The sequence below is a fragment of the Vibrio sp. 10N.261.51.A4 genome, from assembly GCF_041471945.1.
GTDB lineage: Bacteria > Pseudomonadota > Gammaproteobacteria > Enterobacterales > Vibrionaceae > Vibrio > Vibrio crassostreae_C.
Genome location: NZ_JBFRPJ010000046.1, coordinates 51,324 through 67,473 on the forward strand (window position 1 = coordinate 51,324; position 16,150 = coordinate 67,473).

12 protein-coding genes are annotated in these 16,150 nt (G+C 44.2%); 4 read left to right on the plus strand and 8 right to left on the minus strand.

Annotated elements, in window-relative coordinates; genetic code table 11:
• Window positions 1–4 precede the first annotated feature (4 nt).
• From AB4384_RS10485 to AB4384_RS10500, 4 genes are all read right to left on the minus strand, one after another.
• Window positions 5–703 carry an ABC transporter ATP-binding protein gene (locus AB4384_RS10485; RefSeq protein ID WP_102321294.1) on the minus strand — a complete coding sequence of 233 codons (699 nt, stop codon included), beginning with the start codon at window positions 701–703 and terminating at the stop codon, window positions 5–7.
• Between the two features lie 742 nt (window positions 704–1,445).
• On the minus strand, window positions 1,446–3,350 hold the full coding sequence (locus AB4384_RS10490; RefSeq protein ID WP_372129448.1) for a bifunctional UDP-sugar hydrolase/5'-nucleotidase: 1,905 nt from the start codon (window positions 3,348–3,350) through the stop codon (window positions 1,446–1,448).
• 301 nt (window positions 3,351–3,651) lie between these two features.
• Entirely contained in the window at window positions 3,652–4,641 is a 990-nt protein-coding gene (locus AB4384_RS10495; protein WP_372129450.1) for a zinc-dependent alcohol dehydrogenase family protein, read from the minus strand.
• A 20-nt stretch (window positions 4,642–4,661) separates the two neighbouring features.
• Window positions 4,662–5,450, minus strand: a complete 789-nt coding sequence (locus AB4384_RS10500; protein ID WP_372129452.1) for a phytanoyl-CoA dioxygenase family protein — start codon at window positions 5,448–5,450, stop codon at window positions 4,662–4,664.
• A 319-nt stretch (window positions 5,451–5,769) separates the two neighbouring features.
• Here AB4384_RS10500 and AB4384_RS10505 point away from each other — a divergent pair, with 319 nt between their 5' ends.
• Window positions 5,770–6,978 carry a GGDEF domain-containing protein gene (locus AB4384_RS10505; RefSeq protein WP_372129454.1) on the plus strand — a complete coding sequence of 403 codons (1,209 nt, stop codon included), beginning with the start codon at window positions 5,770–5,772 and terminating at the stop codon, window positions 6,976–6,978.
• On the opposite strand, the gene AB4384_RS10510 is transcribed toward AB4384_RS10505, so the two are convergent.
• Both AB4384_RS10510 and AB4384_RS10515 read right to left on the minus strand, forming a co-directional pair.
• Window positions 6,947–7,828, minus strand: a complete 882-nt coding sequence (locus tag AB4384_RS10510) for a multidrug transporter (protein WP_372051486.1) — start codon at window positions 7,826–7,828, stop codon at window positions 6,947–6,949. The genes AB4384_RS10505 and AB4384_RS10510 overlap by 32 nt on opposite strands.
• Before the next feature lie 191 nt (window positions 7,829–8,019).
• Window positions 8,020–9,351: an MFS transporter gene (locus AB4384_RS10515; RefSeq protein WP_372129456.1), complete on the minus strand. Its 1,332-nt coding sequence runs from the start codon at window positions 9,349–9,351 to the stop codon at window positions 8,020–8,022.
• A 317-nt stretch (window positions 9,352–9,668) separates the two neighbouring features.
• Between AB4384_RS10515 and kduD the strand changes: the two genes are divergently transcribed.
• Window positions 9,669–10,430 carry a 2-dehydro-3-deoxy-D-gluconate 5-dehydrogenase KduD gene (gene kduD / locus AB4384_RS10520; RefSeq protein WP_017059987.1) on the plus strand — a complete coding sequence of 254 codons (762 nt, stop codon included), beginning with the start codon at window positions 9,669–9,671 and terminating at the stop codon, window positions 10,428–10,430.
• A gap of 53 nt (window positions 10,431–10,483) precedes the next feature.
• Entirely contained in the window at window positions 10,484–11,122 is a 639-nt protein-coding gene (locus AB4384_RS10525; protein WP_017059986.1) for an RpiB/LacA/LacB family sugar-phosphate isomerase, read from the plus strand.
• 122 nt (window positions 11,123–11,244) lie between these two features.
• Here AB4384_RS10525 and AB4384_RS10530 read toward each other — a convergent pair whose 3' ends face one another.
• Both AB4384_RS10530 and AB4384_RS10535 read right to left on the minus strand, forming a co-directional pair.
• Window positions 11,245–13,854: a response regulator gene (locus tag AB4384_RS10530; RefSeq protein ID WP_372129459.1), complete on the minus strand. Its 2,610-nt coding sequence runs from the start codon at window positions 13,852–13,854 to the stop codon at window positions 11,245–11,247.
• Complete coding sequence (locus AB4384_RS10535; protein WP_372129461.1) at window positions 13,847–15,058, minus strand: acyl-homoserine-lactone synthase; 1,212 nt, start codon at window positions 15,056–15,058, stop codon at window positions 13,847–13,849. Before AB4384_RS10535 ends, AB4384_RS10530 begins: the two co-directional genes overlap by 8 nt.
• Window positions 15,059–15,726: 668 nt before the next feature.
• Between AB4384_RS10535 and AB4384_RS10540 the strand changes: the two genes are divergently transcribed.
• Entirely contained in the window at window positions 15,727–16,119 is a 393-nt protein-coding gene (locus AB4384_RS10540) for a cystatin domain-containing protein (RefSeq protein WP_017064277.1), read from the plus strand.
• The last annotated feature ends 31 nt before the right edge of the window (window positions 16,120–16,150 follow it).

A 16,150-nucleotide genomic window follows, 5' to 3' on the forward strand; every position in this document is an offset into this window, starting at 1 on the left:
TGACTCACAACGTTGCTGCTCTTGGGGTTAGATCTACGTTCCTTAAACAACCATCGTCTAACACCAATTTTGTCTGCATAAAGCTGGCGCATTCTGGGCTGTGCGTAACCAAAAGCACCGCAGTGTTGCCTTGAGTGGTGATTTCACTCAGCAGCTTCATAACCTCTAACCCTGCTTTGTGGTCGAGGTTGCCTGTGGGTTCGTCGGCAAGCAATAGTTTGGGTTTATGGGCTAGCGCGCGCGCTATTGCGACTCGTTGTTGCTGACCGCCAGAGAGGGCGGATACGTGTCTTTCGAGTAACTCGTTGATACCCAATGCATCAACTAAATAATCGCACCAGTCGCTCCATTTTTGTTGATTCAAATGGAGCGGGAAGGCGATGTTTTGTTTTACGTTGAGTGGGGTTAGTAAGTTGAACTGTTGAAAGATCACGCCTAGTTTTTGATGGCGGAATCGGCTCCACTGTGGATCTCTCCAATCTGATGTGTTCTCGTTATCGAGCCACAACTCGCCACCAGTTAGAGGTTCAAAGCCCGCGATTAGGTTGAGTAAAGTACTCTTTCCACTGCCACTCGCCCCTGTTAAAGCCACGCTTGCGCTTGTCGCCAAAGCGAAGTCGACATTTTCCAGCACGTGATGGGTATCGTTGCCATCAACAAAGCTTTTGCTGGCATGTGTAAGTGTGACAATTGGGCTTTCCATTTCCTTTCCTTATAACCAAAACTTACCATCAAAAGGTGTCGTTACTTGTGGCAATTATTGAAGCGACAAGCTCTATAAAACTGTAGACAACAATTTCAAACAATAGAGCGATTTATATCGAATTATTAATAACTTGTACTGCAAAAAGAGGGGAATAGATCAGTGTGAGATGGAATACAGGTGTAAGTGGGAGCTTAGAGTCACCTAGGAGGCTTTTGGGGCTGTTTATAGATAATAAATATCTATGTTAAAAATTTTCCCAATTCCAATTCGTTTTAAAAGAAAACGCCCCCGATTGGTTGAAGCCAATCAGGGTTAGTAAGGCCCAAGAAAATCTAGTTACTTGGACTTTATTGCGAGGATTAATTTTGCTAAGGCACCTAACAAAGCAGCGATAGCGAAAACCAATTCAGGGTTATTCATATTATTACCTATAAAGAAGCTCTCGCCTTATGTGAGAGATTCTTCGTATTATCAACATGCATGTGGTGGAAGGCAAGATAAAGAAATGGGGCTACCTGTGGATAACTATCTGATTTATTAGGTTTTACTAAAAGGGGGGGAGGCGGTGTAGCCTTCAAGTTGCAAAGTACTTGCTTACAATAGTAATGAGTGTGTCAAAGAGTCTGCTTTTACTTCTATTTTTCAACGTCACTTAATATGGATCGTACTCAACTTTCCGTAATCAACGACCTAACCACGCTCCAAGCGTTGTTAAGTCGTTATTGGTTGAGGTCAGGGGTTAATTGAGCGCTTCAATCAGAGTGATTTCGCGTTTGATTTGCTTACTCTCTTGCTCAGTCGCCTGCGCCAGTTTCTTTTCGCGTGTGGTTATGGCTGCTTGTTTGGCTTCGTCAGATTTGAACATCAGTTCTTTTACGTTGATAGAAGCGATGTTTGTGTAGCGGCCATCGTCACTGGTTGGGATTGATATGGTTTTATCATTAATCAATGATTTTACGATCTCACGCTGTTCATTGTAACGACTCTCTAAACCAGAAAGTGCCCATCGTTGTTGAGGCTTACCCTCATACTGGCCGTTCTTTTCTTCTTTAAGATACTTGATAGTCATGTTACGAATCGTGCCTGCTTCTTCTCCATACTCTGCTTCCGTATCAAAGAGTACAGGGAATGATTCACCTTCTAGCACGCCGCCTTTCTTGGTTAGATGACCCATTCGATAGCTATTCATACCAATACGGATCTCTGTTTGATCAGTAACCGGTGTGCCATCAGCAAACGCGAGGTTGGTGATGCGGGTACCTGCAGGTTGAGTGAGGTCGATGGTATAAGTCACGCCCGCGAAGAAGTCATTGGTCGAATATTTTGAAGCTCTACGTTCAGGGTTAAAGCTGTAGGTCACATCGCCAGGTTGTACTGAGTTGAAGTAGCCTGCAGACCATTCCATGTAGGTTCTTAACTCTTTGCCTGTCATCTGATAGACAGTGATTTCGCCACCTGCGTATTGGTAGTTGTACGCGATGTCTTTGGCTTTGATTGGGCCAACATCGAGCTCTGCATTGTCGTTGTCTATTTGAAGTGCAATGACATTGGCTTTGGGTGCATAGAAGAAGCTCGCTTCTTGGAATAGCGCACTGATGCCTGTGTCTTGAACATGGACTTGAGGGATACCGCGGATTTCGTTTTCTGGGACTAAATCAACGCCGGTAAGTTGAGCGACAGGTCTGTTCGCCATTTCTCGGAGTTGTTTGTGGTAAGGCTGGTATAACTCGTCCATATTCTCATCAGAGTCGATACCTTTAATTTTATAGGTGAAGCTGTCTTTGTTGACGAGAGTGAATGTGCCATCGCGCTCTTCAAATTGAAGATCGATACGAGATAGGGCGCGGCCATATCTGTCGGGTTCAGTAATAATAACGCCATTTACAACGGCTTTCTCGATGCGAGTGTGCATGTGGCCAGCGACGATGGCATCAAGCTCTGGGTTTGCATTGGCAATGTCGGTGACACCGGTGTCGGCAATGTCATTCTCGTTCTCAATTCCCATATGGGCAACCAATATGATGGCATCCACTTTATCATCAATCTCTTTGACGATTTTCTTCGCTTCCAAGGTTGGATTAGTGAAAGTGACGCCTTCTAAACGGTTGGTACCTTGCGCAAAGACCTCCGTCATTGGGGTATCCATTCCGATCACGCCGATCTTAATGCTACCGCGTTCTAGGAAGGTGTAACCAGGCAGGAATGGGTTTCCGTTTTTGTTCTTGATGTTGCCACCGAGAGACTGCCCTTTAAATTGGGTAACGGCCCTGTTGAGGGTTTTGAGGCCAAAGTCGAATTCGTGGTTACCTAAAACCCACACATCGTATTTCATGTGATTAAAGCCAAGCATCATTGGATCAACGGGCTCGTCTTTGAAGGTTTCTACGAAGTTGCCTTGGATGGTATCGCCAGCGTCGACAAGGATAATGTTAGATTGCTCTTTGCGGATCTCACCAACTTTGGTCGCGATTTGGCTCAAGCTACCACGAGTGTTGAGTTTATCTGCCGCGTAATCCCACGCCATAAAATGACCGTGGATATCTGAAGTACCCAGTATCGTGACATCGTGTATATCGCCATCAGCTGCAAAGGTGGGAAAGGCTAGAGAGAGTAGGATGGCGCTTGATAGTATGTGTCTTTTCATAAGTATGTTCACATCGTGGTTTTAAGTATGACGCTACCATATAGAATCGAGGTTATCTTATGGGTGATCAGTATCATATTTCTACTGATATAACTAATTGATGTTTCAAATAAATGTGATTCATGACCATCTCGTAACCACTTAAGTTATGGAGAAATGCACCACAACTCTTCGCTATCTTTTCAATCTTCGATTTCTTTAATCAAACTTCCTAAGCGATGGTGTATTAACAAGCACGCTTGTAAGCTGTTGAACGTCTTGCCTGTTGAAATAAACAAGGTATATATCGTCCAACTCTCACTTACTGTGGCAGTAAGATGATCTTGCCCTCTAGGCGTGTGGTTTTCGATTCAATGAGATCAATCGCGGTTTGCACTTCATCGAATGGTAGATAGCGGTCAACGTCGAGCTGAATGTCGTTTGTGATGAAGTGATCTAGCATGGTCGTGAACTTATCACGGCGAACATCTTTACCTTCTGCTTCCTCCCAATAACGCAAGAAGAAGGTGCTGAAATCGATGTGTTGGCTTTTCGCGTACTCAAAGAAGCGTGGCTCGTAAAAATCCAACGACAGCGTCCCATAGTTGATAAAGCGCCCGTTGTTGCCAAGGGTGTGAACAAGATCGGTTCCGGGTGAGCCGCCAATCGCATCAAAGGCAACGGTTGGCATAGGCAAGCCTAATGCCTTAATTTGAGAAACTAGATCAGCGTTCGCATCTATTACCCAACAGGAAGTGGCAGGGTATTGTGTCTGCTGTGATGTAACGACAATGATGTTGAAGCCGAGTGATGCTGATAACTGGGAGAAGATCTTACCGATGGCTGAACTGCCCGCGTTGATGATCAACACATCCTCTTGGGTCAGCTTGGCTATTTCTGTCGTTAGCACCCATGCGGTTAGCGCATTAATGTACAACTGACAGGCGTAGCCATTGTCTAAATGTTGAGGAATTTGGAACAGATCATCTGGTGATACATCGACATAGTTCTGCCATGTTCCACTGGTTGCCACAAGCACTCGTTGATTCACTATAAACTTAGCACTGCTGGATTCTACAATCCTTCCTACCGCTTCAAATCCCGGTACTCTCGGCGGCTGATGGCTATGTTTGTATTGGCCCACACCATAAATCGACAACAGATCACTAGGGTTGATGTTAGTCGCTTCAATTTGTACGCGAACTTTATCTTTGTCTAGTACCCCTAAAGCGACATGTTCTAACTTGAGAGATTCTTTTGGCTGACCGAAACGGAACTGGCTAATTCGGGTATTTTGCTTAGTGTCAGTCATAGTTTGGGCACCTTTATGGATTATGAGTACTGCATTGATTTTAAGTGTAGCGTGTTCATAAACAACCTTGGGTCGCTAATATTGCTTAACATAGCTGGCGTCGGTAAACAGTCGTCATCAACGTAGTCGACATAGTCTGCCGCCGAATCGAAGATCAAAATATCCAAAGCCAAACGATCCAAGCCATATCGGCCTCGGTGGATCATATCCGCTGAAAACACCAATAAGTCACCTGCGGCTAACGGTATCTGCTTACCACCAGAGATGTCATCGCTGCTCACTTTGCCGTTTTCTTCTTGGCGAACATTGTACTCTTCTTCGTTATCCCAACGTTTGTGCGTGCCGGGGATAAGTTCCATGCCGGGCTCATCAAAAAGGGGCACTCGCAGATGCAATACTTGGGTTTCCATGATGACTTTCATCTGGTCATCAATGTCGTAGTCGTATTGACAGTCACGATGCCAGAAGTCTTTTTGCTGCGGGTTTACTGGGTTGAAGAACAGCTGTGTATTCATGAATGCCGGCTTGTTCGGAATCACCGCATCAACCACATCCATCACTTGTTTCGAGCTTATGAAGTCGAAAAGCACGCTTCTATCCTCGGCAGGCAAATACTCGCTTCCCGTAATTAAAGACGAGTTAAATGCTTCTTCTTTATAGAATTCTTCGTTGTCTGCTTTCCATGATTCATGAAATTTCAGCACGACTTTTCTAAGCGATGCAATTTGAGCTTCATTGAAATAATTTCTGATAACAAAGTAACCATGTTCGTCGTAACGGTCACTTAATTGTTGGCTGTTTTCTACCACTGACTACCTTCGTTCATTCTTTGCTGTATAATAACTAAGGTCAACAGCCCTAGAGATTTCTTGGGCGCATAATGCCAGACAGTCGTCATTCAACCAAGTTACGAGTGCAGAAGCCTGTAGATTCAGTGATGCGATAAAACTCTATGGGGGCGAGTGTTACATGCCTATCCATATCATGGACTCATGCGATAAAAATCTCCGCATATGTGATCTACCCCCTTTTTTTATAAAATGAAAAGATTCATTTGGTGAATGTTTTTGTGGTTTGCATAATTATTGACCATGTTGAAATTTGGTTGCGTATGGAAGATAGAAAATCATGGATGGTTTTTCGCTGGATATGAGAACACTTAATTTTATTATTATTTTGTTCTCTTTCATTTACTGCATTGGCTTGTTGCTGTTCCAATTTACCCAACAGTCCATTAAAGGGCTTTCAATTTTTTCCATTTCAATATTTGTTATCGGAAGTGGGCCGTTGATGTTGAGCCTAAGAGGGGAACTCCCTGATTGGATCACTGTTATTGGCGCCAACATGGTCATTGCGCTTGGCTTTCATCTCGCTTTGTATAGCTTGTGCCTGTTTCGAGAATATTCCCTAAAATGCACCTACCTCAGCAGTCTGATGATGTTGGCTCTTTTGCTAGGTTTTATTCACTTCACGTACTATGAACCTTCCATAAAGGCTCGAATTATCCTCATTAGTTTATATCTGGCTTTTGTGACTCTTTGCACTGCCTTTGCGGTATTAAAGGGCCGGCGTGATGACTTGACTCTAGGTATTCGGATGATGGCCTTGTCATTTACGATATATGGCGGGTTTATGGTTTTTCGAGTTGTGGTGACACTATTTTCCGCTGAGCTCCAGGATTTCATGGCGGCCACTCTCATTCATCAACTTGCCTTTTTAGTGAGCATCGTTCTTATTGTGTCGATGAGCTTTACAATGCTTTGGCTGATTAACGCAAGGTTGCTTAGTTCTATTCACGAGCTGTCCTACAGCGATCCTCTAACGGTACTGGGAAACCGCAGAGCATTAGATGAGATGGTTCCAGTTATCATGAAGCAGGCGGGGACTGCACCTGTTAGTGCCATTATGATGGATATTGATAACTTTAAGTCGATCAATGACCAACACGGACACATTGTGGGTGATCTCGTGATCAAGTCTTTTGCTGAAATGGTTCAAAGTGCAATCAAAACATCGCCAACAGCCAGTGCGTTTCGTTTTGGCGGAGACGAGATAATGATTTTATTGCCCAATGTTAATTTCCTACAAGCACAGGCTATTGCTTGTAAGCTGCGATTATCTATTTCAGAGATCTCAGCCGTACAAGGGAATGAGATGTTTCTGACGTCGAGTTTCGGTGTCGCTCAGCTTCACCCACATGAGAATTGGGATGGGTTTATTACTCGAGCCGACAAAGCGTTATATCAAGCGAAAACAAACGGTCGCAATATGACTTCAATTTGTCCTAGTCATATTAACGAGATCGTCACTGCCACATCACCAATACCGCTGCAATAGAGAGTAAGATGAGTGCAAGAATGTCTTTGCGTGCGATGCTTTGTCCTAACCAGAAGTAGGATATCAACACCATGAAGATCACTTCGACTTGCCCAAGCGTCTTTACGTACGGAACGGCTTGAAGTGACATTGCGCTAAACCAACCCAGAGAACCGATAACACTCGCTAGGCTTGTCATTACGACCAGTTTCGACTTCTTGAATATCAGGCGCAGCGTGTCGCGTTCTCTGAAAAAGAGATACGTACAGATAATCACTGTCTGAAGGGAAATGACGAGGAACAGCACCCATGCGGCGCTATGAGGGAAGGGCAACCCTATGCTCAAACTTGCTTCCCGTACCCAAAGAGATGTTAAAGCAAAAGCAGTACTACACGCCATACCTAGCAAGAACACTCTCGGGGACAAGCTTCGCCAGCCAGAAGCACTACTCATGATTAGCACGCCTAAAGTACCAATAAGTACGCCGACCCAACCTGTTAGTGTCAAAGCAGTACCAAAAAACAGTACGGATAGCACCGCAGACACGGGGGCTTCACACTTGGCTAATCCTGCGCCTATCGCATAGTTTTCTAGCTTGAACAGCATCACCATTAAGCCGGTCGCGAGGATCTGCATGATGGCGGCAGCAACAATATAGAAAACAAACTCACCCGAAAAATCCGGTGCGGATACGGGCTGCCATTGATAGAGGGCGCAGAGGTAAATAAGGGCGATTGGGCCAGCCCAAATAAATCGCGCTAACGTCACGCCAGCAACGCTCATGGTGCCACTTAATTTACTTTGAAAGGCATTGCGCCAAGATTGGCTAAAGGCAGCAAGGAGAGTAAAGGCTATCCAACTAAAAGACATGACGCGTCCATGTGTTATGTAATTTGCTGATTATATTAACAAATAAAACCAATATAAGAAGCGACTTGTTCTTTTAATAAGCAATAGTCAGTTGCGTGAATCGCTCGGTTTTGAAGAATATTCGGTCTTTAAAACTTGCGCTGTAAACCTTAACGGCTTCATTTACTTGTCACTCGACATCAATCGATTGTTTAGAAAATCGCTTCTTTTCTGTTCTTGAAGTAGAACAGCGCGCTGATCAAAACGAACAGTAAGGTGAAGTAATAGAAAAAAGAAGACAGTGAGGCCAAGAAGGCAAGGTTCTGTTCTATTTCTTGTTCGGTGTAGCCCTGAGACACCAACTTATAGTAGTAAGCGTACAAGATACCGATCAGACCGTATCCGAGGTTAAACATCAAACCTTTGAAACTAAGAACGGTGGCTCTGTTGTGTGATTCGGTTTTTTTATTCAGGTGGTAGCTGATGAAAATGTTCATCGTCATGATGATAAAGATTAATACTAGTGCCGGAATGACTCCGTAAATCGACCAACCTAAACTGATCCAGTAATAAGTCGCCATGCTTGCCAATCCCATAACCACAATGAAGGTTTTAGCCTCCATACTCTCTGCTAATCTTCGGCTTTGTCCTGCCAATATAATCTTAAGCAAGCTGATACCCGCACCAATAAAACCAAAGTAGATAATTGGAATATCAATGGCCAGATAGTATTGGCTGTTCATGGTTAGGAACATGCGTGAGGTGTGTTCGAATAGGCTGTAGTAGAGCAAGATGAACAGCACGTAAGGCGTAGCGAATACCCATTTACCTGCATCGATCGTCAATTTAAGACTTGAGATGGTGGTTGCCAATTTGGTTTGGTCGCTTGGCATCAGCTTTTTCTCTTCGCGCATATTAATCGCGGCATAGATAGCGATCATCGCTACAAATAGGGTGGCGAACACAGGAATACGCATCAGATCTTTGGTGCTTTCTGGTTCGGCTAGTCCAAGGAAATGAAAGATGTTCGTCATAAAGTTCACGTCGTACATCGCCGCACCAATCAGCGTGACAAAGATACCGACCGTTGAGGCGACACGAAGCTGGATTTGCAGCACTCGAGGCCACAACTCTTCATTGCCTTGTTCTTTTAAGGTGTCGTAAGCCAATGCCTCGTCGGCGCCGCTGGCCAGTGCCATCGCTAAGCCACTGAGAATCCGGTTAATCAGAAAGACTATGAACACCAAGTCAGGGTTTCCGGTTGGTACGAGCGCTATCATCGCGATCTCAACAAACATCACGATCGAAGACAGCACCACTAGTTTCTTGCGGCCTAAGGTATCGGCGAATGCACCCGACGGTACTTCAGCAAGCACAATGGTGGCCGCCCAAACTACATTGAGCATCGCGAATTGAGAAAGGGTTAGCCCGTAATCTAAGTAGAGTAGAGTGAATACTGGGTAATAAAAACGCGCAAAGTAGCTGCTTCTAAACATTAAGAAGTAGCGGACATTGGGAATTTTAAGGATCTCTTTGAGCGTCATGATAATTTCAGTAATTTAGATAACACATTATTATGTATAACCCTTTTACTCTTTTAAATCATGAATTGTTGTCAAATCCCTACAATATCTGGTTTGGGTGATCTTCGAGAGCATGGTTCATGGTGGGTTATAGGCTTCTGTTCTCCAAATCACTTCCCCCCATTCATTTAGTTTGTGGTGCTCGTTTCACTTGTTCGACTGATTTTGGTGCAAGATCGAAATTCTACAACGTCGCTCTCGCATTTACATCTTATTGTATGATTTAATTGTTGGTAGTAATGATACGCAATGAATCCAATGTAATTGAGGAAGCGAGCATGATCTTAGAGTCATTCAGTCTGGAAGGTAAAGTAGCGATAGTGACTGGCTGCAATACGGGTCTTGGGCAAGGCATAGCATTAGGCCTAGCGGAAGCTGGTTGTATGGTTGTCGGTGTTAACCGAACAGAACCTGAAGAGACTATTGAAAAAATGAGTGCAGCAGGCCATTCGTTCTTAAACGTGAGTGCTGATCTTCTCGATCAAGCGTGCATTCCAGGGGTTATAGAGCGCACTTTGGCTGAGTTTGGCCAAGTCGACATTCTCGTGAACAATGCAGGAATTATTCGCCGCCAAGATGCTATTGAGTTCTCAGAGCAAGATTGGGATGACGTAATGAACGTGAACACCAAGACAGTGTTCTTTATGTCTCAGGCTGTTGCAAAGCAGTTTAAGGCTCAAGGTACTGGCGGAAAGATCATTAACATTGCATCGATGCTCTCATTCCAAGGTGGCATTCGAGTTCCTTCCTATACGGCTTCAAAAAGCGCTGTGATGGGAGTGACACGTGCTATGGCGAACGAATGGGCGCGCGACAATATCAATGTGAATGCGATAGCACCCGGTTATATGGAAACGAACAATACTCAAGCTCTGCGTGAAGATGCTGAGCGCAATCAAGCGATTCTTGAGCGTATTCCGGCTGAGCGTTGGGGTAAACCGCAAGATATCGCAGGTCCTTGTGTGTTCTTAGCATCATCAGCATCGGATTACATTAATGGCTATACCATTGCGGTTGACGGTGGTTGGTTAGCACGCTAGTTGGTTTTTTATTCTAAATTTTGAGTTTGCAGCAATCTTGCAGGAGAAGATAAATGAAAATCGCTTTAATGATGGAAAACAGTCAGGCAGGTAAAAATGCCATGGTTGCAGCTGAGCTAGAGTCAGTGGCGGGTGGCATTGGTCACGATGTTTTCAACTTAGGTATGACCGACGAGAATGATCACCACTTAACGTATATCCACTTAGGTATCATGGCCAGTATTCTGATCAACTCAAAGGCTGTGGACTTTGTTGTGACGGGATGTGGAACAGGGCAAGGTGCTTTGATGTCACTGAACCTGCACCCGGGTGTGGTTTGTGGTTACTGCCTAGAGCCATCAGATGCTTTCTTGTTTAACCAAATCAACAACGGCAATGCTCTCGCTCTCGCTTTTGCTAAAGGCTTTGGCTGGGCAGGTGAACTCAACATTCGTTATATCTTTGAAAAAGCGTTCACAGGCGAGCGTGGTAATGGGTATCCACTAGAACGTGCAGAACCACAGCAACGTAATGCAGCAATTTTGAATGAAGTGAAAGCGGCGGTGGTAAAAGATAACTTTATTGATTCTCTGAGAGCTATCGACCAAGATCTAGTGAAAACAGCGGTTGGCAGCGAGCGTTTCCAACAATGCTTCTTTGAGCATTGCCAAAACCAAGAAATCGCTGATTATGTTCGTTCACTTTTAGATTAATTAGAGCGTTTAGTTCTGATAGAGCCAGCCTTGTTCGGCTGGCTTTTTGATGAATAATTAAAGCAATGTAATGAGACAAACAGTAATCAACTGGCTAAATTGCGATTCGTGTTTTCCTGCATCTACTCTTCATCTTCGGTTTCTTTGGAAGCATTCGAGGCACAGCCTTTCTCTAGCCAGTTGTTCAGTACGTGTTGCAGTGCCTTCAAAGAGGTTGGCTTCTCTAGGCGACCATCCATCAGTTTGCTGATCATATCTAACTCGTGTTGTCCTGATTCGCCAGACAAAGCAATGATTGGCGTTTGAGGAGAGCGTGCCTTGATAATTTGGCTTGCGTCAAAACCATTCATTATCGGCATTTGTACGTCCATTAAGATCAAATCGACCTTGTGTGTTTTGAACAGTTCGACGGCATTCTCACCGTTTTTGGCTTGTAAGCTATTGACGCCAAGTCGACTCAAGTACATTTGAACAAGCGTGCGTTGTACTTCTTTATCATCGACGATCAGTACGGTTGGAGCCAAATGATTCCCTGGGGTTAGCGTGCTTGTTGGTTCTGAATTTTGCGTTGCCGCTTGGTTGTCTGGCTTAGCTTCAGCGTTGGTTTTGTTTTCAGTTGCAGTTTGATTACCTTTCCAATCATCGAAGTAAGGCGTACGAAGTGCGTCTGCTTTGGGGGCATTGGGTACCACCGGGAAGTACAGGTGGAACTCAGTAAACTCCCCAAGTTTAGAGTGGCACTCAACTCGGCCGCCAAATGAACGCATCACTCGTTGGCAATAACCGAGCCCTAGGCCGCTACCACCGCTTTTTTGGTAAGAGAAGAAATCATCAAAAATTTTATGTGTAATGGCTTCGTCAATGCCGGGGCCGGTATCTCGGAATATTAGAACGTTCTCGTACGGTCCGGTGTTGGTGCTGATCTCAATTTGGCTTTCTGGATAAGAATCAAAGTAATAGATTGCATTGCGTATCAAGTTGAAAATGACGAAGTTGAATAAGGTTTCATTGAGCTTTGCTACAAAATCAGCGTGTTGTGGTAAACGAATGCGTTCAATGATCTTTTCATTCTCAAAACCATAGTGGCTTACGGCTTGATCTACGGCTTTGTGGATAGAGGTCATGGTCACAGGGCCGTGTTCAGGCGTACTGTCACTGACTTCGCGCAGGATTATATCAATCAGCTGTCGACCACGTTGAATCGCAGCTTGGCCGTTCTCAATATCAAGTAAGATCTGTTTCGCTGGAGCTTGATTATCAATGTGCTGTTTTAACACCTCAAAATGCAACTGCACTTGAGCCAGCGGGTTACGCATTTCATGAGCGATTGAGTTAGCAAGGGCACGGCTTTGGCGGATGCGTCTATCGGCTTCGATAGTGCTTTGTACTCGAGTTAATAAGGTTTGCAGGGCAGAGATCTCTTCGTTAGAGAACATCTGATCGTTGCTCTTGTGTGACGATACTAACAAGTGCGTGACCGATTTCCCCTGGCCAAACAGAGGCATCACCAAAGCGGTATCGTTGGAGCTCATTTTGTCATACAGGGCTTTGATTGAGCGCTTGGCTGGTGCGGTGTAATCAAGCTCCTGAGACAACTCATCGAACACTAAAACGGACTTGTTAGTAGACAGATAATCTTCGTAGAAGGTTTCGTTGTAGTTGCTGTTGACTAGACGTAGCTTATCTTCTGGAATTTGCAGTAGGCTACCCAAACGACGCATTGCATCATCAATTGATAGCTTGAAATCCTCTTCTAGCGCGAGGATCTGTTGTACTGGCGTTTTCTTGTTTCCGTAGATAAAGAAGGAGGCGTAGTCGCTCACACGTTTGTAGAGTAAATGCCAAGTGATGCCGATAACCGCGCAGATCGGGATAGCAATGAGCCATTGGTTATCGTCTGTCAGTGGGATAAATATCGCGCCAAAAGGTATCACCAAAATTACACACACCAACAGCGCATTTAGGCTCATGTACGCAAGGTATTTCACGCTGTAGAAGCGAGAGGTCAGCAGGGCATAGCCAACGAACAACATTTCACTTATCGACAAAGCTGGTGGCAGCCAAGTGAGCGAGAAATCACGCAAGAAGTAGGTCATGCCTAGGTGGATCGTCGCAGTAGACAGCATGAAGACTAAAATGCCTGCGATCATGTAGTTGGTTTTGGCTAAGGTTAGCTTGCTGCTGTTGGCGCGCATGGCCACCAGGTTGAGTAGTGTTAGCACTACAAAGCTAATCATCCCAATGAAGAAGTACGGCGTATGCGGTCCAAACTCAATCACGAACTGGCTTGGGCCAGCAATGGTGACGTGTTCAACGGTTAACCCTGGACTTAAATTGATAAAGAAGGAGTAGACGGTTAGGGTGACGAAAATGGCTTGTTGCCACACATGAACCTTACCACTGCGTTGTTCGGCGGCGAGCTTACACGAGAAGTAATAGGCAAAGGCAAACGCAAAGAACGAGGCGAGGTTGGCAAACTTTGCGGCGAACACAGCGGCCGAGGCCCCAAGTTCCGGTAATAAGTCGGTATGGAAATAAGCGTTACTGCTGATCCATGCAACAATACAGATCGAATACGCGATGTAAGGAGCGTGGTGTGTCCCCGCGATCACTTCGTTCTTTTGTTTCAGGCGGTAGCAGTAATAGAACAACCACATGACAACCACTGCCACGGTTGCAAGCAGGGTGATTGCTTTTGCATAGATGATCGCCTCAAGGCCGAAATCAAACATGTTCATCCTTTTTTGCCGAGCGCAACTTTTCTAATGACTTTCTACTCTCTCGCACTGCGCGTTTGTAGCCGCGGGAATCGACATTATTGAACGCTTTTACCATTATCTCGAAATTCCAGAACCCACGATAAATGGTTGTGCCATCATCATTTAATTCGCAATACCCAGAATGGAAGTATGCATTGGAATCAATGGTTTGATAAAACTGAAGCATGAAAGGTTGCTCGATAATAGTGAAGCCAATCTTATAGCCTATTTGGTGTAAGAAACTCATCAACTCTTTTTGAGCAAGGTAGAGGAAATAGAGCTTTTGTTGGGTATTGCCACTGACTGTCAGACGCAACACCTCACACAGGGCATCTTTGTCGGACAATTGTAACTGGAATTGTTGGTCAAATTCTGGGAGAGAGTAACATTTTGACAGTGTAGGCGGTGTGAAAAGTTGTAACCCTGCGAGTTCATCGTAGCCGTAATTGGGCAAACAGTATTGCCATTGCTCATTGCTAAATGGCGGTGCGTAACTTAGCCAAGTGTCATTCTTAGACCAGTCTTGAATCAGCGCAGAGGAAACCAGTGTTGGAAAGGCTTCATCGACTGGGTGTTTGAGCAGAATAAAATGCTTACCTGCCTGAGAAAGGTGTAATAAAGGCAGCATCTCAAACCATTTTTCACCCTTGATGAACACCTCAAGATTGCTTAAAGCAATGGCATCGCTGATTGGCATTCCTTGTGGGTGACTCGGTGTTTGTACCAAAAGTGGCTCATGTTCTATCTGTTCGATGATCGCACCGTAATAAGCACTGTCATTGATAGGGAGGTCGACATGAGAAATGGAGCTTGGATTTAATGGAGATTTTGCTTTGATCGCAGCAATTTCACACTCACACCAGAAATCTAGCCAATGCATATAGCACTGCCCTACAGCCTGTTCTAGAAGAGCAATTTCTGCAGATAGTGTATTTGGATAGCGCAGAATCAGATCGCGGTAGTCCATCACCTCAAACAATACAGAGTAGCTTTTGTTTTGATGCTCTGGGAAAAGCAATTCTAACTGGCTTCTACGATATTCAGTCACGTTTTGAAAAAGCTCAGTGCGCTCATGTGGCTGATAAGTGTTGATGACGAGCTCTATCAGCGCTCGCTGTTTTATTTCGATAGACAGACTGCTAGCCAACAGTGAGCCTAAAGACGACGTTAATTTCATGTTTAACCTAGCCTAGGTTTATATAATTATTTTTATTTGATCTGCACTATCTATAGGACACTGATTTTAGGTATGTGTTTGAAGTTACGTTACTTTGAGAGAGCCAATCGTAACTTTACTTGTGTCCATGGTGTGAGAAGTAAGTTGCATAATCGGGCGAGATTTTACTACTTGCACTCACCCTCAACAATAAAGATTTTCCATATTTGAATGAATTCAAAGATGAACAAAATACATTATTATCAACAACTTGTAGGGTTGGATCACAGTTTTAAAATCAGACATGATTAAGTCGAGCATAAACTTTTGGATTTATAAAATAATTTCAAATATCTATTTTTTGAACCAATATCATAATCCACATCAAGATGAGCTCATCTTATTAATCGTGATAGGAATGTTTTTGGTGTGAAGCATGTAATTATCTGATTAATTATGTCTGTATTATTACTCGCTTATTCTCTCGCTATTCATTTTAATGATTTAAATATCAGGTGGATAAAAGCAGAGCTCCAGTGCTCGTCTTGTTTTCCTGACAATCTCCTGTGTTTATAGAGTAGTTACACCATAATCTCTGATGAAGTGATGACATTCGAGGTTTAAGCTTGCCTGCATATGAAACATTATTGCGAGTAATCCCTCGTAAATGATTGAGGTAGAGAGAATTTATGAAGAACGTACGATTAACATCATTACTTGGAACAGCAACCTTGTTTAGTGTCGTGGCGTTAGCTGGGTGTAGTCAGAAATCAGAGGTACCAACTCAACCGCAAGAGAATGCGAACCCCATCTGCAGCACTAAAAACCTGACGGGTGGTTGGTCGAAAAGTGAGATAACACCAGAAGCCAAGCAAGCTTTAAACGCAGTTCTTAGCCAAATGAACACTTCAGCTGAGCTCAAGCAGATCTTGAGTGTTCGAACTCAGGTTGTCGCGGGTTTGAATTACGCTATTGAGTTTGAAATGGATAATGGTGAAGTGTGGAACACCATCGTTTACCGTTCTCTACAAGGTGACATCGAAATGACGCAACCTGCACAGAAAGGTCTTCTGTGCTCATAATCTAGATGCGTCTGTATCTTGTGAGATAGGC

Coding starts and splice junctions, on each gene's coding strand:
- AB4384_RS10485 (WP_102321294.1), bottom strand. CDS start 703: ATGGAAAGCCCAATTGTCACACTTACACATGCCAGCAAAAGCTTTGTT.
- AB4384_RS10490 (WP_372129448.1), bottom strand. CDS start 3,350: ATGAAAAGACACATACTATCAAGCGCCATCCTACTCTCTCTAGCCTTT.
- AB4384_RS10495 (WP_372129450.1), bottom strand. CDS start 4,641: ATGACTGACACTAAGCAAAATACCCGAATTAGCCAGTTCCGTTTCGGT.
- AB4384_RS10505 (WP_372129454.1), top strand. CDS start 5,770: ATGGATGGTTTTTCGCTGGATATGAGAACACTTAATTTTATTATTATT.
- AB4384_RS10510 (WP_372051486.1), bottom strand. CDS start 7,828: ATGTCTTTTAGTTGGATAGCCTTTACTCTCCTTGCTGCCTTTAGCCAA.
- AB4384_RS10515 (WP_372129456.1), bottom strand. CDS start 9,351: ATGACGCTCAAAGAGATCCTTAAAATTCCCAATGTCCGCTACTTCTTA.
- kduD (WP_017059987.1), top strand. CDS start 9,669: ATGATCTTAGAGTCATTCAGTCTGGAAGGTAAAGTAGCGATAGTGACT.
- AB4384_RS10525 (WP_017059986.1), top strand. CDS start 10,484: ATGAAAATCGCTTTAATGATGGAAAACAGTCAGGCAGGTAAAAATGCC.
- AB4384_RS10530 (WP_372129459.1), bottom strand. CDS start 13,854: ATGTTTGATTTCGGCCTTGAGGCGATCATCTATGCAAAAGCAATCACC.
- AB4384_RS10535 (WP_372129461.1), bottom strand. CDS start 15,058: ATGAAATTAACGTCGTCTTTAGGCTCACTGTTGGCTAGCAGTCTGTCT.
- AB4384_RS10540 (WP_017064277.1), top strand. CDS start 15,727: ATGAAGAACGTACGATTAACATCATTACTTGGAACAGCAACCTTGTTT.